General features: G+C 54.2%; 22 protein-coding genes and 1 pseudogene. 11 read left to right on the top strand and 12 right to left on the bottom strand.

The window, feature by feature from the left end:
• Window positions 1-58: 58 nt before the first annotated feature.
• On the top strand, window positions 59-463 hold the full coding sequence (locus tag AABA21_RS01325) for a VOC family protein (protein WP_338247039.1): 405 nt from the start codon (window positions 59-61) through the stop codon (window positions 461-463).
• Between the two features lie 67 nt (window positions 464-530).
• On the opposite strand, the gene AABA21_RS01330 is transcribed toward AABA21_RS01325, so the two are convergent.
• A complete protein-coding gene (locus AABA21_RS01330; protein WP_338247041.1) occupies window positions 531-1,559 on the bottom strand; it encodes a LacI family DNA-binding transcriptional regulator in 1,029 nt (342 codons plus the stop codon).
• Between the two features lie 691 nt (window positions 1,560-2,250).
• Here AABA21_RS01330 and AABA21_RS01335 point away from each other — a divergent pair.
• From AABA21_RS01335 to AABA21_RS01355, 5 genes and pseudogenes are all read left to right on the top strand, one after another.
• A complete protein-coding gene (locus AABA21_RS01335) occupies window positions 2,251-2,646 on the top strand; it encodes a hypothetical protein (protein ID WP_338247043.1) in 396 nt (131 codons plus the stop codon).
• Window positions 2,647-2,664: 18 nt separating this feature from the next.
• Window positions 2,665-3,621: pseudogene (locus tag AABA21_RS01340) on the top strand (extracellular solute-binding protein); the annotation flags it as partial.
• A gap of 74 nt (window positions 3,622-3,695) precedes the next feature.
• A complete protein-coding gene (locus AABA21_RS01345) occupies window positions 3,696-4,685 on the top strand; it encodes a carbohydrate ABC transporter permease (protein WP_338247045.1) in 990 nt (329 codons plus the stop codon).
• 4 nt (window positions 4,686-4,689) lie between these two features.
• On the top strand, window positions 4,690-5,646 hold the full coding sequence (locus AABA21_RS01350; RefSeq protein ID WP_338247047.1) for a carbohydrate ABC transporter permease: 957 nt from the start codon (window positions 4,690-4,692) through the stop codon (window positions 5,644-5,646).
• 25 nt (window positions 5,647-5,671) lie between these two features.
• A complete protein-coding gene (locus tag AABA21_RS01355) occupies window positions 5,672-8,587 on the top strand; it encodes a malectin domain-containing carbohydrate-binding protein (protein ID WP_338247049.1) in 2,916 nt (971 codons plus the stop codon).
• An 82-nt stretch (window positions 8,588-8,669) separates the two neighbouring features.
• On the opposite strand, the gene AABA21_RS01360 is transcribed toward AABA21_RS01355, so the two are convergent.
• The 6 genes from AABA21_RS01360 to AABA21_RS01385 form a co-directional block, all read right to left on the bottom strand.
• Window positions 8,670-9,965 (bottom strand): hypothetical protein, encoded by a 1,296-nt coding sequence (locus AABA21_RS01360; RefSeq protein ID WP_338247051.1) that lies wholly within the window; start codon window positions 9,963-9,965, stop codon window positions 8,670-8,672.
• Window positions 9,958-10,503 (bottom strand): RNA polymerase sigma factor, encoded by a 546-nt coding sequence (locus tag AABA21_RS01365; protein ID WP_338247053.1) that lies wholly within the window; start codon window positions 10,501-10,503, stop codon window positions 9,958-9,960. The genes AABA21_RS01360 and AABA21_RS01365 overlap by 8 nt, the downstream gene beginning before the upstream one ends.
• Window positions 10,504-10,709: 206 nt before the next feature.
• Entirely contained in the window at window positions 10,710-10,979 is a 270-nt protein-coding gene (locus AABA21_RS01370; RefSeq protein WP_338247054.1) for a DUF2277 domain-containing protein, read from the bottom strand.
• 122 nt (window positions 10,980-11,101) lie between these two features.
• On the bottom strand, window positions 11,102-11,695 hold the full coding sequence (locus AABA21_RS01375) for a class I SAM-dependent methyltransferase (RefSeq protein ID WP_338247056.1): 594 nt from the start codon (window positions 11,693-11,695) through the stop codon (window positions 11,102-11,104).
• A gap of 118 nt (window positions 11,696-11,813) precedes the next feature.
• Window positions 11,814-13,631, bottom strand: coding sequence for a phospholipid carrier-dependent glycosyltransferase (locus AABA21_RS01380; protein ID WP_338247058.1), 1,818 nt, complete (start codon window positions 13,629-13,631; stop codon window positions 11,814-11,816).
• 156 nt (window positions 13,632-13,787) lie between these two features.
• Window positions 13,788-14,435 (bottom strand): TetR/AcrR family transcriptional regulator, encoded by a 648-nt coding sequence (locus AABA21_RS01385; protein WP_338247060.1) that lies wholly within the window; start codon window positions 14,433-14,435, stop codon window positions 13,788-13,790.
• Window positions 14,436-14,750: 315 nt separating this feature from the next.
• Here AABA21_RS01385 and AABA21_RS01390 point away from each other — a divergent pair, with 315 nt between their 5' ends.
• A complete protein-coding gene (locus AABA21_RS01390) occupies window positions 14,751-16,262 on the top strand; it encodes an acyl-CoA synthetase (RefSeq protein WP_338247063.1) in 1,512 nt (503 codons plus the stop codon).
• Between the two features lie 133 nt (window positions 16,263-16,395).
• Window positions 16,396-17,631 (top strand): winged helix-turn-helix domain-containing protein, encoded by a 1,236-nt coding sequence (locus AABA21_RS01395; RefSeq protein ID WP_338247065.1) that lies wholly within the window; start codon window positions 16,396-16,398, stop codon window positions 17,629-17,631.
• A gap of 33 nt (window positions 17,632-17,664) precedes the next feature.
• Here AABA21_RS01395 and AABA21_RS01400 read toward each other — a convergent pair whose 3' ends face one another.
• The 5 genes from AABA21_RS01400 to AABA21_RS01420 all read right to left on the bottom strand — a co-directional run bounded on the left by AABA21_RS01400 (window position 17,665) and on the right by AABA21_RS01420 (window position 22,052).
• Complete coding sequence (locus AABA21_RS01400; protein WP_338247067.1) at window positions 17,665-18,435, bottom strand: 3-hydroxybutyrate dehydrogenase; 771 nt, start codon at window positions 18,433-18,435, stop codon at window positions 17,665-17,667.
• A gap of 66 nt (window positions 18,436-18,501) precedes the next feature.
• On the bottom strand, window positions 18,502-19,209 hold the full coding sequence (locus tag AABA21_RS01405; RefSeq protein WP_338247069.1) for an ABC transporter ATP-binding protein: 708 nt from the start codon (window positions 19,207-19,209) through the stop codon (window positions 18,502-18,504).
• Window positions 19,196-20,035 (bottom strand): ABC transporter ATP-binding protein, encoded by an 840-nt coding sequence (locus tag AABA21_RS01410; RefSeq protein ID WP_338247071.1) that lies wholly within the window; start codon window positions 20,033-20,035, stop codon window positions 19,196-19,198. Before AABA21_RS01410 ends, AABA21_RS01405 begins: the two co-directional genes overlap by 14 nt.
• The gene (locus AABA21_RS01415; RefSeq protein ID WP_338247074.1) at window positions 20,028-21,116 is read right to left on the bottom strand and encodes a branched-chain amino acid ABC transporter permease; all 1,089 of its coding nucleotides are present in this window, start codon (window positions 21,114-21,116) and stop codon (window positions 20,028-20,030) included. Before AABA21_RS01415 ends, AABA21_RS01410 begins: the two co-directional genes overlap by 8 nt.
• Before the next feature lie 18 nt (window positions 21,117-21,134).
• A complete protein-coding gene (locus tag AABA21_RS01420) occupies window positions 21,135-22,052 on the bottom strand; it encodes a branched-chain amino acid ABC transporter permease (RefSeq protein WP_338247076.1) in 918 nt (305 codons plus the stop codon).
• 217 nt (window positions 22,053-22,269) lie between these two features.
• Here AABA21_RS01420 and AABA21_RS01425 point away from each other — a divergent pair, with 217 nt between their 5' ends.
• From AABA21_RS01425 to AABA21_RS01435, 3 genes are all read left to right on the top strand, one after another.
• The gene (locus tag AABA21_RS01425) at window positions 22,270-23,499 is read left to right on the top strand and encodes an ABC transporter substrate-binding protein (protein WP_338247078.1); all 1,230 of its coding nucleotides are present in this window, start codon (window positions 22,270-22,272) and stop codon (window positions 23,497-23,499) included.
• Between the two features lie 94 nt (window positions 23,500-23,593).
• Window positions 23,594-24,115 carry an alpha/beta fold hydrolase gene (locus tag AABA21_RS01430; RefSeq protein ID WP_338247081.1) on the top strand — a complete coding sequence of 174 codons (522 nt, stop codon included), beginning with the start codon at window positions 23,594-23,596 and terminating at the stop codon, window positions 24,113-24,115.
• On the top strand, window positions 24,015-24,455 hold the full coding sequence (locus AABA21_RS01435; protein ID WP_338247082.1) for an alpha/beta fold hydrolase: 441 nt from the start codon (window positions 24,015-24,017) through the stop codon (window positions 24,453-24,455). Before AABA21_RS01430 ends, AABA21_RS01435 begins: the two co-directional genes overlap by 101 nt.
• The last annotated feature ends 70 nt before the right edge of the window (window positions 24,456-24,525 follow it).

The raw sequence follows: 24,525 nt of genomic DNA on the forward strand, positions 1-24,525 counted from the left end.
AAACACCTGGTACAGCAAAAGCAAGTTAAATGGTTCACACCTGGAAAGGGAGCTAAAAATGGAACAGGCTATAAGCCCCGCTGACTATCCAACCGTCATCCCGTATCTGATTAATCAGGATGCGCCCTCGCTGATTGAGTTTGTCAAACAGACCTTTGGTGCCATAGAACACATGCGTACCATAGGAAACGCGGGGGGAGTCCACTGTGAGGTAATCATCAGCAATTCGGTGATCATGATCGGCGGTGGTAGAGGTGATGATCGGTGGAAAGGAGAAGCAGCCACAGCCGCCCTCTTCCTCTATATCGATGATGTGCAGGGCGCCTATCAACGCGCCATACAGGCCAATGCTACATCGCTGCTGGAACCGATCAATGTCCCCCAACGCGGCTTATCGGCCGACTTTAAAGATCCCTTTGGCAATACCTGGTTCCTCTCCGCGCGCCAACACGAAACCTCTTAACACCTACAGGGAAACGCGAGACAGCAATGTGCCATTGATGATACTCACATTGCTGCCTCGCTCTCCTCTAGGTACGCGGCGCCTGACATGATTGTCTGATCACAAGCGATGTGGAAAGTTCCACATTTTTTGACTCGAGGACCTGGCCGGCTATCAGGCGCAACAGCATCTGGGTGGCCATCTTTCCCATTTCGACCAGTGGCTGCCGAATCGTTGTCAGTGGAGGAGCCATCTGGGCGGTATAGGTCACATCATCAAAACCGACCACACTCATGGCATCGGGTATGCGAATATCACGCTGGTAGAGGGCCTGGTAAACGCCGGTCGCCTGCGCGTCGTTACCCGCGAAGATAGCCGTAGGTGGCTCTGCTAGATCGAGAAGTTTGTATGTCTGCTGTATACCGTCACCGAGAAGATAGGTGCCCTCGCAAATAAGCGCAGGATCGACAGGTATGCTCGCCCGTTCCAGGGCCTCGCGATATCCCGCCAAGCGCGCGCGCGATGTCATGAGATGCAGGGGACCAGTAATGATGCCGATACGGCGATGACCTAACGAGATCAAATATTCTGTCGCGGTATAGCCTCCCAGCCAGATCGTTGAGCCGATGGTAGGGAAATTTGTGGTCGGCTCGTTGCGGTCCCCTATGGCGACGAACGGTACTTTCTGCTGTAGCAGCGTATTCGCGATCTCACCATGCTCGTACGGGAGTAGCAGCAGAACGCCATCGGTCGATTGATCCAGCAACCGACGCAGCCAGAGCCGCTCTACTTCTTCGTCCTCGTGCGTGGCAAAGACCGCCAAACGGTGCCCGCTCTCCATCAGGGCTTCCTGCACACCATGCATGATGCCCAGGTCATAGCCACCTTCAAGACGCATTAAAACCAGATCGATCAAGCCACTCTGCCCCTTGCGAAGATGGCGCGCGGAATGGTTTTGAACATACTCATGTTGGGCAATCACGTCTTGGATGCGTGCACGTGTCTTTGCGCCGACACCGGGAAGCTGGTTTAGAACTTTAGAAACCGTTGTGGTCGAGACGCCAACCTCTCTGGCTATCTCTGACATGGTTAAACGTTTAGGTGGTTCTAACTCCAACGCAGGCCATCCTCTCGATTTAAGTAAACGATAAGCTTAACTTTATTCTCATGAAGCGTAACATTTTCCTAATATACTGTCAATGTGCCACTATCGTAGTCACATCCGAAACAAGATTCTCCTCTACATGCATACATGAGGCACATCTTTTCCATCTTTCAACCCAAAAAAGCCATAGGGCTTGACAGGCTTATTTTTCTATGGTACGTTTACTCTCAAGAAACAAAGTTAACGTTACCCTTAAATGCAACCCTGTCAGGTAAAGACATTCAACATAAGGAGCGCCCATATTCTTTGCGTGTACATTGTAGAAAGCAAGGAATGATGAAAAGCGCTGGTTGTCTTAGGGAATATACACTACCCATGTTTTCCATTGCAAGATATACTGGCGGTTTTCCTATCCTTTTCGTCAAGGATTGACGAGTTCAAATCTGGAGGTTTGGAAGCTATGATGCTAACCGCTTCACAATGGACATACCAGCAACACGTCGCTACAGTGCGCGTTTTTCCCCCTCACTTACCTTATCTTTTCCTTCACAAGCTACGTTTTAGAGCCTGATACCCTGGTGAAGCGTCCCTGAAGCATCATCGACTATTGCTATCTGTCTTACATCAGATTTATGATTCTGTGCTTTAGTACTGACATCATGATGTTAGTACCATATCGTAGCGCCCATGAAAAGGAGATCTTATGAAGACTGCATTATGGTTGAATCGGAGACATTTTTTACAGAGAAGTGTAGCGTTTGGAGCGGGGATCATCGGTTTAGAGGCTCTGGCCGCCTGTGGTTCTACAGCGGCCGGTACAGGGAACACAACATCGATCACCGCGACCGTGAACACACTGCCACCAGCCAGTAATCCAGGCGCGATCCATGTGTTTAATCAGGTTATTCAGCAATTTGAAAAATCTCATCCTGGCAAAAAGATCGTCGGTAAAAACGATCCCTATGATCCAACAACCTATTTCGCCAGGGTGGCGGCCAATCAGGCGGAGGACGCGACCCAGAGCTACTTTACAGAGCCGCCTCTCCTGATTCAGAAACATGCGGTGGCTGATGTTACCAGCCTGATTAAAAGCTGGTAGTATTTCCAGAGCTACAATCCCAGCATTATCTCTATTGCGACCAGCAACAATAAGATTTATGGAGTGCCACAAAACGCCTACGCGCTGGGCATCTACTATAATCGAAAAATGTTTAAGGCGGCCGGATTGAATCCAGATAAGCCACCGACCACGTGGGAGGAGTTTCGTGGCTATGCCAAACAACTCAAGAGCTCATCGGTGGCGGGCTTCGCCGAGACCAGCACCTCAAACCAGGGCGGCTGGCATTTCACCAATTGGATGTATACAACGGGTGGCGATATGCAGTCCTCCGATGGCAAACAGGCGCTCTTTGCCAGTGACAAGGGCATCAGTGTCCTGCAGTTGCTGAAGCAGATGCGCTTTACCGATCAATCGATGACGAAACAGCAGCTCTTTACCCAGGCCGATACCCTGCAACTGCTGGCCACCAACAAAGTCGCCATGGTTGTTATGGCCCCCGATCAGCTCAATACCTTGAAAACACAATACCAGGCGAACCTGGAAGACTTTGGCATTGGACCCATGCCACAAAACGGTGGGAACGCGGCTCTGACCGGCGGCAATATCTTCGTCTTCAATCCTAAGGCGTCGCAGGATGTCATCAAAGCGGCCTTTGATTATGTCATCTATTCGAATTTCGATCTGTCCGTCATCGAGGATAGCTACGCGGCCCAGTCGGCCTCCGGACAGGTGGTTGGTGCCCCTACCAATATCCTGTTCATGGGAGATTTCCAGAAGAAGCTGGATGCCTTAAACGCCAAATATGCCAATGTGCCGCTGCAGAACTATAAGCCGTTTACCGATGCGCAACTCACCCTGCGGGCGGAACCGCGCAATCAGACACAAAAGATGTACTCGGCTCTGGATAGCGTCGTGCAATCGATCCTTACCAACGCGAGCGCTGATCCGCAAAAACTGTTGCAGCAGTGCGCGCAACAGTTTCAACAGGTCCTTGATCAATCCTCTGGCTCTTAAATATGGCGGGGAGAGGATCAGTTTCACCGCATTCCTCCCCCGCAAGTCCCGATGACGAGAAGAAGGAGATTGACATGGGACGTCCGTTATCTTCGCCGCCTTTCTCACCTTTACCAGGTACGTTAGAGGTCAGGCCAGAAGGAAAATTGTTACCCGGCAATGTACAACAGAGGAAGAGAAAAATAAGCATCCAACAAATCGTCAGGCGCAATAGCGCAGGCTATCTCTTCTTGCTGCCCGCACTGCTTACCTTTGCTCTCTTTGTCTGGTATCCGGTCATACTGGGGATCGCGATGAGTTTTCAGAGCGTCGATATGATCAATCCAGCGCTCTGGATTGGCTGGGCAAATTATCATACCGTGCTGCTCGATCCGCTTTTCCGGATCGCCTGGCTCAATACGCTGGCCTTCACCGGTTATGCCTTGCTCTTTGGCTACGCTATTCCTGTTATCCTCGCGCTCATTATTAACGAGATGCGCCACGGCAAGGGCTTCTTTCGCCTGGCCTTTTATCTGCCGGTGATGCTGCCACCTATCGTCACGGTCTTTCTCTGGCGTTGGATCTACAATCCCGATGGCGGCCTTTTAGATGCGCTGCTCAATCTGCTGCATCTGCCGACCACCGCGTGGCTGGAGACGCCAGGGATCGCGCTGCCCGCGCTGATGGTGATTACGACCTGGAGCAATGCGGGTTCGGCGATCCTGATCTATCTGGCCGCTCTGCAGGGTGTACCGGCCTCTCTCTATGAGGCGGCCGAGATCGATGGCTCGAACATCTGGCGCCGACTCTGGCATATCACGCTGCCAACAATTCGACCGATCATGCTTTTGATGCTGATCCTGCAGATTATAGGAACAATGCAGGTATTTATCGAGCCTTTCACCATCACCGATGGAGGCCCTCAGAATACAACGATCAGCGTCCTGCTCCTGATCTATAAATACGCTTTTCAGCAGGCTAATTTTGGCGCGGCCAGCGCGGCGGGCATGATGCTCTTCGTGGTCCTCGCTGTTTTCGCGCTGATCTACATGCGCATGACCAACCGCTTTATGCAAGGAGAATAGGCACATGGCAACGTTATTGCGCGATCCTCAGGCGGGATCGTTTCGGGAGCGTGGCAGACGAACCACTCTCGATGAAGACGCTAACGACAGGACGCTCGTTTCACCCTTTGCTCTCAAACGTCCCGGCGGCCGCTCCATCTACTGGCTTGTGTTCACGCTGCTGTCCCTTTCCACCATCATAACCCTGGGACCAATCTACTGGATGTTCAGCGGCGCGCTCAAGTCCAGCAGCGAAATTTTTCAGGCGCCGCCAACGTTTTGGCCCCAACATCCGCAATGGACGAACTATAGCAATGCCTGGAATATCCTTGATTTTCCGACCCATTTTACGGCCACCCTCCTGCTGGCCGTGGGGGCCGTACTGCTCCAGATCATTGTCTCGGCGACCGCTGCCTATGCCCTTTCCAAATTGCATGTAGCGGGTAAAGGCATCATCCAATTCAGCTTTTTCTGTACCCTGATGGTTCCCCCGGTCGTCTATTTAATCCCACAATTCGTTAATATCAGCGATCTGCCGCTGATCCATATCTCGCTCTTCAATTCCTGGCTGGGGGTGTTATTGCCAGAGGCCGCCAATGCTTTTAATATTCTGGTGCTCAAAAGTTTTTTTGATGGCATTCCCGCCGAGCTATCGGAGGCCGCGTGGCTAGATGGCGCCAATGCCTTGCAATTCTTTATGCGCGTCATTCTCCCGCTCTCGCGTCCCGCGCTGGCTGTCATTACTATCTTCACGGTCATCGCCTCCTGGAAAGATTTTCTCTGGCCCCTGCTCGTCCTGTCCGATGACCATCTCCAACCACTGATAGTTTCGCTCTATCATCAATCAGGCACCAATTCTAACTTACCTTTTATGTATCTGATCGCAGGCCTGGTACTGGCCAGCATTCCTCCTATTGTCCTCTTTTTAGTGTTTCAGCGCCAGATCATTCGCGGTATCAATCTCACTGGTTTAAAAGGATAGCTTCTAGAAGAAAGGACTTCGCAAGATGCATGATGCAAAGAAGGAAAAGCGCCGGAAAATCCTCAGCGTTTTTGTCGCGCTGCTCCTGTTACTGGTGACGCTTGGCCTACTATCGAACGTACCTCGCACGGCGAGCGCGGCTATTTTGCCACAGGAGAACAGCGGCGTGATCTCCCATGCCGCCACGGGTGGCAGCGGAGCCACACTGCCCTATGTTGAGATGGAGGCGCATAGCGCCAGCACCAATGGCACCGTCACCGGACCCGACTACCAGTTAGGCGATCTGGCATCGGATGCTGTCGATCGAACGATGGTTCAGTTGACACAGGGCAAATGGGTCCAATTTACCCTGCCACAGTCCGCCAACGCGCTTAACCTGCGCTACAGCATTCCCGATGCGGCCGGCGGTGGTGGTATCAACGCCTCATTGAGTATTTATATCAATGGGGTCAAGCAATCCAAAGATCTGCAGCTGACCTCAAAATATAGCTGGCTGTATGGGCAACCCAATTTTTCAGATTGCAACAGCAACGACTGGTCAAATAGCCCCGGCGGCACGGCGCACCATCAATTTGACGAGGTGCATACCCTGCTGCCTCAGATAGCGGCAGGAACGACCGTGAAACTGCAGGTGGACTCGGAAAATACCGCGGCATGGTATGCCATCGATGTGGCCGACTTTGAGCAGGTAGCGAATCCCCTGCCCAGGCCCTCTGGCTATATCTCGGTGACCGACGCACCCTATAACGCTGATCCAACCGGAGCGGTCGACGCGACGAGCGCTATCCAGAATGCCGTTAATGATGGTTCGGCCCAGGGCAAAGGCGTCTGGATTCCACAGGGGACCTACCTGGTGACCAGCCACATCCTGGTGGATAACGTGACCGTGAAAGGCGCGGGACCATGGTATACGGTCCTTGGCGGCGCGCCCGTTGGTAGCACCGGGACCGGCGTGGGCATCTATGGACACGATACCTACGATGGCAATCCCAGCGCCAATGTCAACCTGTCTGATTTCGCCATCGAGGGCCAGATCACGAACCGCGTCGATTGCGTCCAGGACAATGGCATCGGTGGCTCGCTCAACAATTCAAGCATCTCCAATGTCTGGATCGAGCATACCAAAGTCGGCATGTGGTTCGATGGTCCCTTCAGCGGCCTGACGGTCAGCAACAGCCGCATCGATAGCACACTGGCCGATGGCATTAACTTCCACCGCGCCATCAGCAATTCGAGCGTCAAGCAGAGCATTATTCGCGGCACTGGCGACGATGGACTGGCGATGTGGTCAGATCTTGGCGGAGCATCAGCCGGCGACAGCAGCGATAGCTTTGATCACAATACCATACAATCGCCCTACCTGGCCAACGGCATCGCCATCTATGGCGGTACGAGCAACAACGCCACCAACAACGTGGTCAGCGGTTCGCAGTACCGGGGTGGCGGCATCATGCTAGACTATGAGAACTTTGGCAACCCCACATCCCCATTTAGCGGCTCCACCACCATCTCCAATAACACTATCAAGCAGACCACGGGATTTGGAGATCAGGGCATCCAGCAGTTTGGCGCTCTCATGTTCTGGGCCGACAACGGCTCTATCAATGCCCCCTTTACGGTCTCAAACGATGAGATCGATAACAGCAACTACGCGGCAATCTCGTTCGACGGCGGCAATCCCATCAGTACGGTGAACCTGAGCAACGTCAATATCAGTGGCGCCGAGTTTGCCTTCTCGAACAAGGTAAACACGATTACGGGATCGGCCACCAATGTGACGGCCAGCGGATTGACAGTGGGTGGACTGGAGAGCTGCGAGAGCTCACAATCCTGGCAAATCACGCTCGGTTCTGGCAATTCTGGCTGGAGCCCGTCATCACAGATCTGCGGCTTCCCCACCGGAACGCCGACGCCCGTTCCCACCACCACACCGACTCCTACGCCGCCCCCACCGACTCCTACACCAAATCCTACTCCAAGTCCAGTACCGGGAGGAACCTTGGTCACAGCCATCAATGCCGGAGGTGGCACGTCGGGCAGCTATGTGGCGGACACCGACTATAATCAGGGCAACGCCTTTAGCGATACCTCAACCTCAATTGACACCAGCGGGGTAGCCGGGGCGGCTCCACAGAGTGTCTGGCAGACCTGTCGCTGGAATAGCTCATTTACCTATACCATCCCTGGACTGACAGCGGGCAAAGCCTACACCCTGCGACTCGATTGGGCGGAACTGACCTTCCAGTACGCCGGTGCGCGTGTCTTTAACGTGGCGGTCAATGGCACTTCGGTCCTGAACAACTTCGATGTCTATGCGACAGCAGGCTACAAGAAGGCCGTAGCTAAAACCTTCGCGGCTACAGCCAATAGCAGCGGTCAGATCGTCATCTCCTTTACCCAGGCGGGCGCCGACAATCCCTTCATCAACGCCATCGAGGTGTGGGACCCGGCTGGTGGCCCACCACCAACCCCCACGCCGACCCCAAAGACGCTGGTTAAAGCCATTAATGCCGGTGGAGGCGCGACTGGCAACTTCGTCGCGGACACCGGCTACAATCAGGGCAACGCCTATAGCGATACTTCGACCGCGATCAACACCAGTGGCGTGGCCAATCCCGCGCCGCAGAGCGTCTGGCAGACCTGCCGCTGGAATAGCTCATTTACCTACACGCTCACTGGCTTAACCGCGGGCAAGACCTATACGCTCCAACTGGATTGGGCGGAACTGACCTGGCACGCCTCCGGGCAACGCGTCTTCAACGTCGCCGTCAACGGCAACACGGTCCTGAGCAACTTTGATGTCTATGCCATCGCCGGCTACAAGACCGCGCTCACCAGGCAATTCACCACCACAGCCAACGGCAGTGGGCAGATCGTCATCTCCTTTACCCAGGCCGGCCCCGATAATCCCTTTATCAACGGCATCGAACTCTACGCCTGAGTCATGAAAGTTTAGGCTCTCTAAAGAGTTGCCCCGCACTTTTAGATAAGTAGGGGCAACTCTTTAGATGGTTCGTGTACATTTATTTGATGTCAATATGGTAGGTATAACCTTTGTCTACAGCATGTTTGTTTGGATATTCCAACGTGTAATTGGCCCAGTGCAGAGCCCATTGCCCAGGCTGATCAAACAAAGGCTGGAAGTAGAATAATTCAAAGATCGGCGGGGCTTTTTGCAAAAGATGATCCTCCACATAGTGCTGGTCGGTGACATGCTGCTTACCAAAGTAAACCCCAAAGGTATCCATCCCCTTCAGTCCATCCACATTAACATAGCCAGCCATGTCATTTTCTATACTGATGCCTGACATGATCAGACGCGTCGCGGAAGGTGTGACGACAATGCGTTCCCAGGTTAGCTTCCCATCCTGACCGATCCTCCCCGTCTGGACAGTTTGCGTCTGCCCCACGTCAATAACTTTGTACTCAGGCTGGATCTTGATGCTGAAATTAAAGAATACAGTGTGCTTCTCTTGCAGCAACATCGAGGCTGTTTGCTGAGCTGTTGGAGTAACGTTTTTCCAGAGCGAAATCTCATCAATAAAATGCAAGGACAGATTGCCGCTCCGCTGCGTCAGATTGGCAGTCTCAAATGTCATAATGGTTTCATTCTCTGTGGGTATTGGTTGGTCACCATTGATACCTGGGAACTTTAATCCATGAGCGGTGCTGAGCTGTGGGTAATCGGTAATCTGGTAAAGCTTGCCAGTTACGGCTGGCGTGTACGTGTATTTGATGATCGCGCGGTTGCCATCGATGTAAGCACTGTCCACGGTGAATTTCAATGTACCCAACGTTCTGGTATTGATAGTCTGATTTTGCCGAACCGATTGCTCATAATGGTGTTGACAGATTACCACCCAACCTGTATCCCTGGAGTTGCAGGTAGGATCAACAGGCACGCTGGTTGCAGGGGGAGGAGCAATCGTCGTAGAAATAGCTAATCGACTACCAACAAGCCATAGCATGCTGGCAATGATTAAGCCTGCCGCCAGTGCTGCGAATATCAGTTGCCAACGTGGTCCGCGCGGAGCCCTGGCTGAATGCTGCGGATATACGATCGGTAGCCCTGGCTGATCTGGTACCATTGAAGGCTCCTTGTCTTCGCTAGAGGGTTGCTGCTCTATACCGGCTGAGATACGCTGCCAGAGGCGATCGCGCTGACGATTATATTCGTCATAGATCAGAGAAAGGTCGTTGATGAGTTGCTCATCGGCGGAATCGGATTGCTGTGCGCGCGGATAATGGATGGAGCGTTCAATCTGTTCATCGATCTGGTCGGGTGTAAATGTTTCATGCTGGTACTGATCATTATTCATGGCTATCAACAGCCTCCTTTCCCAGTCTGTAATGGGTGCGCAGACGATTAAGGGTGCGTGAGAGCAAGGTGCGAACGGAGCCCTCGCTCTTGCGCCAGCGCACAGCGATCTCGCTACAGCGTAATCCATCGGCAAAGCGTAAATAGAGCAATTCTTGCTGCTGTTCTGGTAACTCCGACAAAGTCTGCCGCAGTGTGTTTAGCTCCTCGTGCTGTATGCTCAGGTGCTCAGGCGTATCTTGCTCATCCTCATGTGTCTGGGTATGGCACTGCTCCAGGTAGAGCGTCGGTGTACGTTGATGGCGGCGATAGCGGTCCACGCTTTTATTGTGTGCCGCGCGACGTAGCCAGGCCAGTTGCTGCTGTTCACTAAGCGTCGCAATGACAGGGCTCTCATATGCCGCCAGAAATACTTCCACCAGAATATCCTCGGCCTCCTCTTTGGAGGCAATGCGCTGCGAGATAGTGTTGAAAAGCAAGAGCCAGTAACGCTGGTACAGCTGCTCGATTAAACTATGCTGCGCAGGAATATCATGCATATTCTTCACCTCATGCACTGTTTAACCTCCCTGAAAAATTTCTCGTACTGTAGTCGCAAAAAAGCAACAAACGTTACATCTATCATTCCGAATACATCGGCATAAAGGGAGGTTTGCTTTGAGACACATGGGAGTAGTGGTGGCCTTTGCCACCAGGAGAGGGAGATTGGTTATGGAGAAAGGATCTGAGCCGGAACTATGTCCGGCTAACGAGCGAAGCGCTGGGCGTTGCGAGCGCGTGCTTTGGCGGCCTCCTCGGCACGATCCTTAGCGGGCGCGTTCGTCTCCAGCGAGTTGAGCAGAGCTCTGGTAGAAGCAGCTATCTCCTCGACGGCAGTCCGAAATGCAGCTTCGTTGATTTTTGATGGCTGGTTAAAGCCGCTCACCTTGCGCACAAACTGCAGCGCGGCCTGCTGAATCTCTTCCTCGGTCACCGCTGGCTCAAAATTGAAGAGAGGCTTGATATTTCTACACATAAATAGTTACCTTATTTGATTTATATGAATGATACAAAACAGGTTCTGGCTGCCTATTCTTCCTCCTCTTGAAGAAAACGGAAAACAAGCTACCTGCACGCGGCAGGTAGCGAGGCGCATTATTATTTGATGCCCAGAGCGCAGACGGTGGAGACCGGCTTCATAGATTTAAACTCTAGCCTGGTTTGTTGAAAACCTGCATGTTTCAGTGTAGATAGAAGCCCGGCACCAATGTCTTTGACTTCCTGGTCCGTTTTGGCCCAGACCGGCTGAAGGATGAGGGCAACTCTTCCGCCGCGTTTGAGGACACGATACATCTCTTTGACGCCGGTCAGTTGATCGGGCCAGATCTGTATCGAGTTGGCGGACAGCGCCACGTCAAACTGGTTATCTTCAAATGGAAGGGTGAGCGCGGAGCCCTCTTTCAAAGCGACATGCTTGCTCTGGATAGCCTTCTTATTGCGTCGTGTGGCTTGCTTGACCATCAGTGACGAAGCATCAACCCCGGCCACAAATCCTTCCGGTACCCGCGCCGCCATCTCGCGAATCAAAGCGCCAGGGCCGAAACCAACTTCGAGGATATGATCATTGGGGCGAAGATCAAGCAGTGAGGTTGTCCACAGGTTGCGCTGCCTGGTCATGTATGCCATAATCATGGCGCCCAGCCGACCGGCCAGCCCCTGGGGATGTGCGAACGCCGCGTCTAGCAGTGTCATGAGTCGTCTGTCCTCCTTCTCTTTAGTATTCGCTTTTCTTTTTCTCTATACAATTTATCTTCTCGGTAGTTATAAAACGAAAAATGCGCTTTGATTCATCTGTCGATTCACAAGTCGATTACGAGAAAGGCATTGGAGGTGCGTCCCGGAGTATCCTGTGGTAGAGCTCAGAGGTGCTATATCTCAGCGACGGATCACGCACAAAAACACGTACAGTGGGATGGTCAAAAATGGAGAAACTGGGATCGGAGTCGCTATCATTTAAGGTGATCCCCAACAGATGAGGATGGTTTTCAAAGCGAGCGGCCAGGCGAAAACCCAGTTGGCCCTGAAAGAGCATGTGATAATAGTGACTGGTAACAGGATAGTGCTGGGGCAGGCGCATCGCCGGTTGATCCCAGCGGTCTGATGTCATTATGAGCACATTGCTGTTAGCCAGCGCGGCTGTCAGGGCCCTGATCTTTGCAGGATTATCATAGCTATACATATCCAGACCTGACACAGCGAGGTGAAATTCTTGCTGAGGATTATGATTGTCGGTCGCGACCGGTATAATGACATCGCCCTGTTCATAGATGATGGTGCTACCAGGCGTGAGGTGTGTAAACATCCAATGGGATGCCTGGATTAAGGTGCTGGGCTGGCTATAAATGTTGGCCATCGCCAGGCCCTGAAAAATCGTTGTCAGCAAGACCAGTCCGATTAAAGCATAGGCTGGAATCGCTACATGAGCCTGGTTGGTAGAGGTTCTCTGGCTCGTGCGCATAGTAGTAGCCAGAGCAGCCAAAGACGCCGCTGCAATAATAATCAGCGCTGAGTAGAGCGGTAGCATGTAGCGCGCATACTTCACGTAGAGGTCCCCCGCCATACCACCATAAATCAGTACCCAGGACAGCATGATTAACCAGCATCCGACCCGCCTCTTTACGACCCTCCAGATCAGCCAGAGCAGACCACCACCAGCACTCAGTGCCAGCATTGGACCCAGTCCCCAGAGAAAGATATTCTGTATCTCATAGAGGTAAGGGATCGTATCCTCAAACTGGATGGTGTAGGGCATGAGAGCCTTACCTGTAGACATGTTTCCTTGATCGATCACCTGCTGCAAAAAAATACGCCAGTCCAGCAGAGCATATGGCATCGACAACATAAAGGTCAGGCAGGTCGCGAGGATTACCATCACCAGAGCAACCAGGACAGTTACACGTCGCACTCGCCACCAACGCAGCAGCAGCGCGATCCCCACCGGAACCACCAGGGGAGCGGCGCTGGTTTTGGTGGCCAGGGCCAAACCATATCCAAACCCGATCAACAATGCTACGCGCAGCGGCGTCCGCGTCTCCACCAGAGTGACGCAGCCCAGCAGGGTCAGTGTCACAAAAAAAAGCAGCATCACATCTACCGTACAATAGTGTGACTGCTGCACCTGGAGCGGCGAAAAGGCGACCAGCAGCGTAGCCACTGTTGACACCGCACGCGGTGAAAGGATAGCGTACCGATCATATATGCATAACCGGTATGCGAGCAGACCAGTAATAAGAATAGTGCCGCTATCCATGATTGCCGAGATACAGCGTCCGGCAAGATTGAGGTTAGTGTAGGTAAAAAAATCAGGAAAGAAGAGCGCAATAGCGTGCCCAAGCAGGGACAGTAGATAAATGGGGAAGGAACCATAGGCAAAGAAATGTGGATTGAGTGGCGATCGCAGCGGATCAAAAAATTGAGCCACACTCGCAGACCACGCGACGCTCAAGGCATGGGAAACAATAAAAGGCTCATCAGGATGAAACAATTTTCCCTGGTCCCAATTTAAACCATATATCCGGAGTAGCAATCCCAGACAGGCCAGTATCCCCAACATCAATGGTTGGCAGTCGATCAACCGCTTCGTTAATTGCAGGGTTACTGGCTTCTCAATCAGTACCATATGCTTCATCACATCACTCCCTCCACGTAGCCCGGCCGCCGGTTCTTGTTGATCAACACATACCATCTAATTTGTCATTATGCGCACAGCACTAAAATATCCCTAAAATCTCATTCTTCTCATTTAAAGTATAAATTACATTGAAACTCAAAACATGCAAATGCTCTAACTAGGGATGTGGGCGGATAAGCCGTTGGAGATAAATTCTATCATGGATTCAAAGACGCTCTCTGGCAACTCATCATTATTCACTTTTTGTCCACCCTGGGGAGGCCAGATTAACCAGCGCAGAGCGATGAAGTGACCGATACCCATCAATGTATACGCGATCGCTTCTGGATCAAGTTTGCGAATAGTGCCATCATCCATCGCTTCCTGCAGGCCGCGTACATAACCCTGGCTGATCTTATGGTAGTAGGCATAAAACGCCTCGGGCGCCACACGCTCCGCCTCCTGGACGATACTGTAGATGCGTCGATGCCTGGCGACAAACGTGAAGAAGGCCCGGAAACCGCGCCGCTCAACCTCGATGCGATCAGGCGCGCCCGCGATAGCTACACGCATCTCTGCCCGCAGGCGCTCGCCAATATCGGTGACCAGTTCTTCGAAGATGGTACGCTTGCTATGAAAATAAATATAGTAAGTGCCCTGCGCGACGCCCGCGCGCCTGGTAATCTCTGAGATGCTGGCCTCGTAATACCCCAGTTCGCCAAAGACCTCTTCGGCGGCGTCCAGTATCTTGCGTCGCGTCGCCTCTCCACGCGCTGTGACGGGCATCAAAGGATTCTCGGTCTCATTGCCTTTACTCATCATCTTCCCTTTAGCTTCATTATAATATGATACATGGGTCATGTATCATATTATACAATACCTGCTCTATCTCTCTGGTATGTGGATCAAAGCGGCCGCGTACACAGTTCAGCCTCTTCAACAAATACTTTTTAGATCAACGCGAGAGCGGAGGTCCAGGGTCGCGGGCTCGAAATATGCAGCTTTCAGGACACATTATATGGCAATTTATACGACTATCACAAATTGTGAGAACAGTAGAAGATTTGACCCATTTCTTATACAATATCAAAGAAGAGATTCAACAAAGAACAATGTGGTTCGATACGGAGGTGATCTATGGCGTTCATTACCCTTGGCGAGTGGCTGGCGCACCGTGAACTTCTCAGTCCTCATAAAGTGGGATTGATCGATGAGGAAACTGAGTCACATTTTACTTATCGCACGCTCAATCTACGTGCCCGTGCCCTGGCCGCTTATCTCCAGCAGCAGTATCATCTGCAACAGGGGGAGCGTGTAGCGGTCGTAGCCTTCAACGCACCTGAGTACCTGGATGCTTTTTTTGCCTGTGCACTGTTGGGAGCGATCCTGGTTCCACTCAACTGGCGCCTGACCGTACATGAGTTGGGAATCATCCTGAACGATTGCCAACCAGCGGTGCTGCTCTATGACTCCGCCCATGCGGAACTGGCTCGGTCCCTGCAACGTACTTGCCAGGTTCGCTCTCTGCTCGCCTTCGATAAATTTCCCGGTGAACAGGCCGACCTGTCCAGCCAGGTCCACCCTTTTACCACGACACATGGCGAGGAGATAGCCCTCATACTCTACACCTCGGGCACAACCGGCCTGCCCAAAGGGGTGCTGCTCTCACATCGTATGATTACCTGGAACGCTATCAATACTCAGATCAGTTGGGGACTGCGCGACACAGATATTGTGCCGACCTTTGCCCCTTTCTTCCATGCCAGCGGCCTCAATGTGTTGACGACTCCCCTCTATCACCTGGGTGGAACCGTCGTGCTGCTGCGCGGCTCCTCGCCCAAGGCCATCATGTCGGTCATCGAGCGACGGCGCTGTACGGTTGTGTTCGCGGTCCCCACCGTCTTTCAACAGATGTTGCAGCATCCAGCGTTCACCGGTTGCGACTTTTCCTCCGTGCGCTTCTTTATTACCGGTGGATCCCCTTGTCCGCCGCGCGTTATCGCGGGTTACGCCGAGCATGGTCTGGGATTTCGCCAGGGGTATGGGTTGACCGAGGTGGGGGTGAACTGCTTTAGCCTGGCCCCCGAACATGCCGTCAGCAAAGCTGGCTCGGTCGGACATCCCGTCTTCCATTCGCGGGCCCGCATCGTGGATGAATTCGATCATGATGTACCAGCCGGCGAGATTGGGGAGCTGATCCTGGCCGGGCCACACGTCTGTTCTGGCTACTGGCAGCAACCAGAGGCCACGGCCAGCGTCTACCGCGATGGTTGGTGGCATACAGGGGACCTGGTGCGCCGGGACGCGGACGGCTTCTACTATATCGTTGGACGCCAGAAAGATATGTTCATCTCCGGTGGCGAGAATATTTATCCAGCCGAGGTGGAAAACGTGATCATCGCCCATCCGGGGGTGTTGGAGGCGGCGGTCATTCCACAACCTGACCCGCGCTGGGGCGAGGTGGGACTGGCGGTAATCGTGCCCCGCGTTCCCGACAGCGTCACCCCAGAGGAGGTCCTGAGCTTTTGTGCGGGGAAACTCGCCCGCTACAAGCTTCCTCGCGCCGTTCGCATCGTGGAGGCCCTGCCCCGCAATGCCATGGGCAAGATAATGAAAACCGAACTGGTGAAAGAGTTTCAGGTAACATAGGAAAGCACCTCTCCGTTCGCCTTCCAATTTTGCCCGGCTGAAAAAGAATCCCACCTACATACCGCAAAACCTGCGGTACGCATCCCATCACGCTCCGGCGATTGGGAAGTGGCCAATATTTGTAGAGGTCATTATGTTAACCATCAACATTGAAACGGCCCGTCGCTTCATCCTCGGTAAGCAGGGCCTGTGGCCCGGACGGCGCTGGCGCGGTATCGAGGGAACCGAACAGGCCATGCATGCCATGGAGTATTTGCAACTCGATCCGCTGAACATCATTGCTCGCAGTCAGGATATCATGCTGCACAGCCGCGTGCTCGATTACACGCCTGGTATATGGGAAAACGTAACGTATCAGCAACGCAAGTTCTTCGATTGGGGTAGCTGGCTAGCTGTCCGAGCGATGGATGAACTGCCATATTGGCGCGTTGTCATGCGCCGCGAACGCAATAGCGGCTTGCGGCTCCCCGCTATTGCCCGCGACCACGCTGATGCCATCATCGAAATGCGCGCCGTCTTGCGCGAACGTGGCGTGGTGAGCAACCGTGACTTCGCCATGGCGACTCGCACCCGCACGCAAAATTATCGCGGTCGCAAAGACAGCGCGCTGGCTTTGTATTATCTGTGGTGCACAGGTGAAGTGATGACGCATCATCGCGACCGTTTTGAGCGCGCATATGCGCTTACCGAAAAGGTCGCGCCCGCATATCTTATCCGCGAGAGCAGCGACGACGAGGCGGATCGATTCTTACTCAAAAAGGACATCAGCTTTGGTGGTCTGTCGCGGATCAGCCGTACGAGTGATTCATTTCGGCGCGGTGATCCAGCTAGCGCTGCAAAAAAGTTGCTTGGGACGATGGTAGCCGATGGCGATATCGTCGAGGTGCGCGTTGAAGGCTGGAAAATGATACACTACGCTCTCGGGAGCGACATTACCATACTGCACGATTTGAACGCGGGACGTGTGCCGCTGGCCTGGATGCCGTTGGAGACGAACACGAAAGAAGAGGTTGTCTTTCTCGCGCCACTCGATCATGTCAGCGCGCGCGGCCGAGCTAAAGTAATATTTGATTTCGACTATGTGTGGGAGGTATACAAGCCTGAGCACCAGCGCAAATTCGGCTATTACACGCTGCCGATCCTGTGGGGCGACCGACTCATCGGTCGCTTCGACAGCAAACTCGATCGGCTGACCAACACCTTTGTTATCCTGGGCCTGTGGCTGGAGGATGAAACCCTTGGCAGCGATGAGGTTTTCGCGGAAGCTTTAGCCCGTGGATTCGCGCGCTTCATGCGCTTTCTCGGCGCAAGCAAGCTGGATGCAACAGCAATTCGCGAACCGCTGTTGCATCGACGCATATGCTCGTGATAAGGAAGCGCGCACTCGATCCTTTATAATGCCCTAGTGGGCGGTCCAGCCGCAGTCGATCATCTGCGCGCTGCCGGTGATGGCACTGGCGGCATCGCTGCAGAGAAAAGTTGCCAGTTGAGCGACCTCGGCAGGCTCCAGCAAACGCTTGATGGCGCCTTCGGTGACCATGATCTTCTCGACCACTTCGCTTTCCGGGATGCCGTGGACCTTGGCCTGCGAGGCGATCTGCTTCTCAACTAGCGGCGTGCGTACATAGGAGGGACAGATGGCGTTGCAGGTAACACCATATTCGGCGGCCTCTAGCGCGGTAACGCGTGTCAGACCAAGCAGACCATGCTTGGCCGTCACATAGGCGGATTTAAAGGCGGAGGCGCGCACGGAATGGACCGAGGCGATATTGATGATGCGTCCCCACCTGCGTTCGTACATGTCAGGCAGAACCGCCTGCGTCAGCAGGAAAGGCGCGGTCAGCATGATCTCGATAATCTGGCGCCACTTCTCTTCGGGGAACTCCACAATCGGCGCCACATGCTGAATACCGGCGTTATTGACCAGGATATCTACCGGCCCCTCGGCCTGGCGCGTGGACTCGACCAGCGCTTGTACATCTTGCGCCGAGGACATGTCGGCGGCCTGGAAACGCGCACCCGCAAGCTCGCTGGTGGCCGCCTTGCCGCGCTCGACGTCCACATCCGACAGAGTGACCTTCACTCCCTGGGCCGCCAGATCCTGGGCGATCGCCAGGCCAATGCCGGAGGCCGCCCCGGTAACAATAGCTACTTTTCCACTCAAGCTAGTCATAGCAACAAAGACTCCTTCTCGTTGACGGTAAAGAAATAGCCCGTAAGACTATCAATATAAATATGCTCATCCACCCATGTATAGTTCTTGTACGGATGAATTGGCGGTCAGGGTTGTCGCCTCGCCATTAAGTACAATGCTGCCACCCTGTAAAATATAAGCATCATGGGCCACCTCCAGGGCCTGGTGGGCGTTCTGCTCTACCAGGACGATGGTCAGCCCTTCCGCCTTATTCAACTGCTCGATAACATCAAAGACGGTCTCGACGATGATCGGAGCCAGCCCTTGCGACGGCTCGTCGAGCAGGAGCAGACGTGGATGAGACATCAGAGCACGCCCGATCGCCAGCATCTGGCCCTCGCCTCCACTCAGGCTGGCGGCATGGGCATGCAGGCGCTCCTTCAAGCGCGGAAAGAGATCCAGGATGCGCTCAATATCCTGCTCCATCTCGGCACGCGAGCGGCGCGTGTAGGCCCCCATTACCAGGTTCTCGCGCACGGTGAGGGAGCCAAACAGGTCGCGCCCTTCCGGTACCAGGGCCAGCCCCTCACGCAGTCGTTTTTCCGCCGAAAGCCGCCCCAATGGCTGGCCCGCGAACTCGACACGGCCGGATTTGACCGGAATCAGCCCGCTGAGCGCGCGCATCAGGGTAGTTTTGCCAGCCCCATTGGAGCCTAAGATAGCGACGATGGATCCCTGCGCAACCTCGAATGAAACGCCATGCAGCACTTCCAGCGAGCCATACCCAGCATGCAACTGCTCAACCTTCAGCATACGAACCTCCCTGTGAGAGCTGTTCCTGCTGTACCTTTTTGCTGGCTGCACGCCCCAGGTACGCCTCCAAAACAGCGGGATCGCTCAACACGGTGGCTGGATCACCCTCAGCCAGCTTCTTGCCATAATCCAGCACACAGACTCGGTCGGATACTGCCTGCACGAGCCGCATATTGTGTTCGATCAGGAGCAGCGTCGTGCCCACCTCTTTTTGCCAGTAACGCAGTCGGGTGGCCAGTTCCTGCACATCCTGGGGAGGCACACCCGCCGCCGGTTCGTCGAGCAATACCAGGCGCGGATGCAGTACCAGAGCACGCGCCACACCGATCAGCTTCTGCGTTCCAAAGGGTAACGAGCCCGCCGGACGCCGGGCATAGCTCTCCAGTCCCAACAGCTTCAGGGTCTCCAGAGCATGCTGGCGAGCTCCGGCATCCTCGCGTTTACCCGGTCCAAAGGGCAGGATGCCGGAGAGGATGCCCGCGCGCAAACGCGTATGCTGCGCTGTCAGCAGATTATCCAGCACGGTCATGCTGCCGAACAGCTGCAGCTGTTGAAAGGTGCGCCCGATGCCGAGCGTGGCCCTTCTATGGGCAGGCAAGCTCAACAACTCTTGATCTGCGAACCGAATGCTGCCAGCCGCAGGCTTGATCAGTCCACTGATACAGTTAAGGACCGTAGTCTTGCCAGCTCCATTGGGACCCACCAGGGCGAAAACCTCGCCCTCATGAATCTGCAGGTTCAGCTCATTAATAGCTGTCAGGCCGCCAAAGCGCACGGTCAGATTCTGAATCTCCAGCAAGTGATGTGTCGGCACAGCTTCAGTCATTGGCACCCTCCCTTTTCTGGCCTCTCTGCAGCCAGCCACCAGCGCGGGAGCCCAGACTACTCAATCCGCTGGGAAAGAAGATCAGAACGAGCAGCAACAGGAGCCCGTAGATACCTGTATACAGGGTCGAGATCTGCAGCTGAAACGAACCGATGCTCATGGGACTTGGCAACTGGCCCAGCAATAGTGGCAGGAAACCGACAAAGATGGCACCCAGGACTGAACCAACCAGGGAGCCAAGCCCACCAACAACGATCATGGCCAGAAAGGCGATGGTCTGGTCAGCACTGGACATGCTCGATGAGGCGGTGGTGGCCCAGGTAGCGTACAGGGCTCCAGCCAGTCCGGTCATGGCGGCGCTGATCACAAAGGCCTGCAACTTATAGCTCGTCAGGTTGATGCCAAAGGCTTCGGCCGCCGTCTCGTTGTCGCGAATCGCCACCCAGGCTCGTCCGACCCGCGAACGCAGCAAGTGATAGCTCAGGGAGAGCAGGATAACGACGATGGCGAAAATAACATAGTAGAGCGTATGATCATCGTTCAAGAAGTCTGGCAAGTTGCTCAGATCGTAGTTCTGGCGACCCGCTGTGGTATCCCAGAAATTCAGCAGCGCGCCAACGGTCGTCACCAGTCCCAACGTGGCTACCGCCAGGTGCGCGCCCGAGATACGCAGGGCCGGACTGCCAACCACGATGCCCAGCACGGCAGAAACGAGCACCGCCGCCAGAATGCCCACCAAATAGGGCTGGCCGAGATCGCTGCACAGCCAGGTCAGAATATAGGCGCTGACACCGAAGAAGGCGGCGTTGCCCAGCGAGGGTTGGGCCGCGTAGCCAGTCAGGATGTTCTGCGCCAGCGCCGCCAGGATAAAGATGCCGATCAGTGAGACATGATGCAACTGGAAACCGGAGCTGAACCCAAATATTTGGTCATAGATCATCGGCAGTACAATAAGCACGAGGATACCAACGATGCTGACTAGCCAGCGCGGACGACGTAAAAAGGCTAAGCCTGAAGCGGCCTTCCTGCGTGACTCTGGCTGTATAGCTATCTCCTGATCCATGGCTGGCTTCTGTGCCATAGTTTCTGCACTCCTCTGCTATACACGCCGCAGAAGCGCGCGACCGCGCAATCCCTGTGGCCTAACCAGCAATACGATCACAAAACCGGCGAAGATCAATGTGTCGCGCATCGCCGGATTGCTGATATCCAGTGATCCGAGTGTATGTCCGGCTAGAAAGTAGGCCAGCAGATTACTGACCAGTCCGACGAGAATGCCACCAATGAGCGCACCCGGTAGACTGTCTAGCCCACCCAGCACGGCTCCGATAAACGCAGGCAGCAGGATAGGATTCATGAACTGCACATCGATCTGGCTGTTCTGACCCGCCAGTAGAATACCGCAGACCGCCGCTAGCAACGCGCTCAGGGCCCAGATCAGCATGAAGATGCGTCCAACGGATGCGCCCATCAGACGCGTCGCCGGGATGCTATCGGCCATGGCGCGCATGGCGATCCCTAAGCGCGTGTGCATCAGGAAGAGGTTCAAGGCCAGCATCAAGGCGGTGGTGACCACCAGGATGACCAGGTCGATAGCTGAAATATAGAGTCCCCCCAGGTGAAGAGCCTGGCCTTCGAATGGGGTTGAGAAGTGCTGCACCTCGGCCAGCTGCGGCCAGAGGGCCTGGGTGACTGTCTCCAGCACCAGTGCCAGCGCCAGGGTAGCGATGGCTTTAGTAAATACAGGTGCATGCAGGACGGGACGAGCAAAACCACGCTCCAATACAATTCCGAGCAGCGGCGCAAATATCAGAGTCAGGCACAGCGCCAGCCAGAAATTGAGCCGTAGACCCGTCACTAGAATATACATTAAACAGGCGCACAGGGCGGCGATGGCCCCATAAGCAAAGTTCAGCACCCCCGTGGTGCGGTAGATCAAAACGATCCCCAGTGTTAATAGCCCGTACAGACTGCCTGTTACCAGTCCCGCTATGACGACTTGCAAAAATGCGACCATTGCATCTGCCCCCGTCGGCTATAAATCCATTCATTAGCGCAAACATGACAGGTGAGTCATGTCTTATGTATCATGCCATGAAGATAACCCTGCTGTCAAGAGATGTTTTTTCTCCCCCTTGACATTTCAGATACATATCGGTTATATGTGAAACATGACTCATGTATCATATTCCTGACCACATAGATGTGGTGTTAACAAAGGGAGCAAAGACGGCATGGATCTTTTTGCACGATTGCGGATCGGGAAACGCTACGCGGCGCTGCTGATAGCTGCGGTGGCCCTGCTTACACTGGCGGCATGCGGGAGCAATGGAGCGTCAAACACATCGGCGGCCAGCGTACCCGGTGTCAGCAACGACACGATTACCATCGGCGCGGTGCTAGATACGACAGGTCCGCTGAAGGTGATCTGCGCGCCTATTCTGGCTGGCGACCAGCTTTATTTCAATAAGATCAACGCGGCTGGCGGCATCAACGGTCGCAAGATAAAACTGGTGCAGGTAAGCGACGATGGCGACTCGACCAAAACCAAGGGCGCGGTACGCCAGTTGTTTGAGCAGGACAACGCCTTCGCGCTGTTCCAGGTCTGTGGCTCGGGCAATGCCAATGTCGCCGAGACCTACACCAATCCCAAGGGTATCCCGATGGTTGATCCCATTGGTGGCGGCTCAAAGTTCAAGGATGCGCAGGGAAAAGCGTTACCCTGGGTCTGGATGACACAGCCCAATTATGGGGATGAAGGTCATGTCATCGGCTATTATCTGACCAATAAGCAGCACGCGAAAACGGTTGGCCTGCTATACGAAGATGATGTGCTGGGCCTGCAGCAGAAAACCACCCTGGGCGAAGAGCTGCAAAAAAATGGCGCCCAGCTGGTCGCTTCGGTGGGATACAACGCGGCCCAGACCGACTTTACGGCAGCGGTCCAGACCTTAAAGAGCAAGCATACCGACGTCATCGTCCTCAATGGACTACCCGGTCCCACGGCGAAGTTCATTGCGACAGCTGCCAGCCAGGGCTATCACCCATCTATGGGCTATCTGGCCAACTACCCCATGGCCGATAACTCCTGGGCCAAGGTCCTGGGCTCCGCAGGAGAAGGTACGTACGTCAGCGGCTATACCAGCACGACATCACCGGTCGGTCAGGAGTATCTCAAAGCCACCGCATCCGACCCGGTGTTTAGCGCGTACAAGTTCTATGGCTATATCAATTCTAAGATCTTCTCAGATGCGCTGAGTAAAGCGGGCAAGAATCTGACCCGCGATAGTCTGCGCAACGCATTGGATCACGATTTCAATAACTACGACACTGGATTTGGCCCTAGTCTGACCTGGACGCCCGACCAGCACGGCGGCGTTAGCGATTTCATGTTCCTGCAGATCAAGAACTCACAGCTCACGCCAGCCAGCGACTTTATCAAAGCCTCACAGGTCTGGCCATAACAAGAGTCTCGCAAGATATGCGCACCTGAGCGCATATCTTGCTCCCATAGCCTCCTATCCTCCAGCCTTGTTATTTTTCTAAGGGGTCAAATCTATGCCTACACAACCTGTCAGTGATACCTTTGTAACTACCAGCAGGCTTACTCACCATTATGTCCAGTGGGGTGAAAAGGGACCCGCCATCGTCTGCGCCCATGGCCTGACGGCTAACGCCTTCTTCTTTCAGGCCATCGCTGAAGATCTGGCACGTGACCATCGCGTCTTTGCCTACGATCTGCGCGGACGCGGTAAAAGCGACCGGCCAGAACATGGCTATAGCGTACCCATCCACGCCGCTGATCTATCCGCGCTCATCAGTGCGCTGGAGCTTGAACGACCCATCGTCCTTGGACACTCACTTGGCGCGCTGGTCTCCCTCTATTTCGCGGCCCACTACCCAACACAACTCAGCCAGTTGATCCTGGCCGATGGGGAGCCCCCTCCCCTGGAGCAGGGTCGAGGATCAACCAGCCTGGTTGACAGCAGCCATCAACCGCCTGGGGACGACAGTCCCATCGTATCAAGAATACATTCAACGCCTGAAGGCGGCCCCTTTCCTTGGACCCTACTGGAATGAATATGTAGATGTCTACTTCGAGCATGATGTAAAGCGGCAAGACGATGGATCGGTAATCTCCCGTAGCTATCGAGAAGGTATTCTGGAGGAGGGATTAAACTATGCCGAGGCCAGGCCCGAAGAGCAATGGGGCAGAATACAGGTACCCACCTTGATTCTACGTGCTGGACAGCAACTGTTGTCGCCCGGCGATCAGATTCTCTCCGAAGCGGCCGCGTCTACTATGCACCAATCAATCAAAAACAGCCAGCTCGTAAATTTCCCAACTCTCAACCACTACACCCTGCTATTCAACATAGAGCCGGGGCCGCTAGAGGCCATACGCTCCTTCATCGCCTGAGGGTCCCCGCACAGTCTCGCACTTGTAGCGCTTGCTTTGTGAGATATGGTGCAATCGCTTCATATCTCAC

It is taken from the genome of Dictyobacter halimunensis (assembly GCF_036245075.1).

Excerpts from the sequence above, each read along its gene's own strand:
- AABA21_RS01325 (WP_338247039.1), top strand. The coding sequence starts at position 59 with ATGGAACAGGCTATAAGCCCCGCTGACTATCCAACCGTCATCCCGTAT.
- AABA21_RS01335 (WP_338247043.1), top strand. The coding sequence starts at position 2,251 with ATGAAGACTGCATTATGGTTGAATCGGAGACATTTTTTACAGAGAAGT.
- AABA21_RS01345 (WP_338247045.1), top strand. The coding sequence starts at position 3,696 with ATGGGACGTCCGTTATCTTCGCCGCCTTTCTCACCTTTACCAGGTACG.
- AABA21_RS01350 (WP_338247047.1), top strand. The coding sequence starts at position 4,690 with ATGGCAACGTTATTGCGCGATCCTCAGGCGGGATCGTTTCGGGAGCGT.
- AABA21_RS01355 (WP_338247049.1), top strand. The coding sequence starts at position 5,672 with ATGCATGATGCAAAGAAGGAAAAGCGCCGGAAAATCCTCAGCGTTTTT.
- AABA21_RS01360 (WP_338247051.1), bottom strand. The coding sequence starts at position 9,965 with ATGAATAATGATCAGTACCAGCATGAAACATTTACACCCGACCAGATC.
- AABA21_RS01365 (WP_338247053.1), bottom strand. The coding sequence starts at position 10,503 with ATGCATGATATTCCTGCGCAGCATAGTTTAATCGAGCAGCTGTACCAG.
- AABA21_RS01370 (WP_338247054.1), bottom strand. The coding sequence starts at position 10,979 with ATGTGTAGAAATATCAAGCCTCTCTTCAATTTTGAGCCAGCGGTGACC.
- AABA21_RS01375 (WP_338247056.1), bottom strand. The coding sequence starts at position 11,695 with ATGACACTGCTAGACGCGGCGTTCGCACATCCCCAGGGGCTGGCCGGT.
- AABA21_RS01380 (WP_338247058.1), bottom strand. The coding sequence starts at position 13,631 with ATGAAGCATATGGTACTGATTGAGAAGCCAGTAACCCTGCAATTAACG.
- AABA21_RS01385 (WP_338247060.1), bottom strand. The coding sequence starts at position 14,435 with ATGATGAGTAAAGGCAATGAGACCGAGAATCCTTTGATGCCCGTCACA.
- AABA21_RS01390 (WP_338247063.1), top strand. The coding sequence starts at position 14,751 with ATGGCGTTCATTACCCTTGGCGAGTGGCTGGCGCACCGTGAACTTCTC.
- AABA21_RS01395 (WP_338247065.1), top strand. The coding sequence starts at position 16,396 with ATGTTAACCATCAACATTGAAACGGCCCGTCGCTTCATCCTCGGTAAG.
- AABA21_RS01400 (WP_338247067.1), bottom strand. The coding sequence starts at position 18,435 with ATGACTAGCTTGAGTGGAAAAGTAGCTATTGTTACCGGGGCGGCCTCC.
- AABA21_RS01405 (WP_338247069.1), bottom strand. The coding sequence starts at position 19,209 with ATGCTGAAGGTTGAGCAGTTGCATGCTGGGTATGGCTCGCTGGAAGTG.
- AABA21_RS01410 (WP_338247071.1), bottom strand. The coding sequence starts at position 20,035 with ATGACTGAAGCTGTGCCGACACATCACTTGCTGGAGATTCAGAATCTG.
- AABA21_RS01415 (WP_338247074.1), bottom strand. The coding sequence starts at position 21,116 with ATGGCACAGAAGCCAGCCATGGATCAGGAGATAGCTATACAGCCAGAG.
- AABA21_RS01420 (WP_338247076.1), bottom strand. The coding sequence starts at position 22,052 with ATGGTCGCATTTTTGCAAGTCGTCATAGCGGGACTGGTAACAGGCAGT.
- AABA21_RS01425 (WP_338247078.1), top strand. The coding sequence starts at position 22,270 with ATGGATCTTTTTGCACGATTGCGGATCGGGAAACGCTACGCGGCGCTG.
- AABA21_RS01430 (WP_338247081.1), top strand. The coding sequence starts at position 23,594 with ATGCCTACACAACCTGTCAGTGATACCTTTGTAACTACCAGCAGGCTT.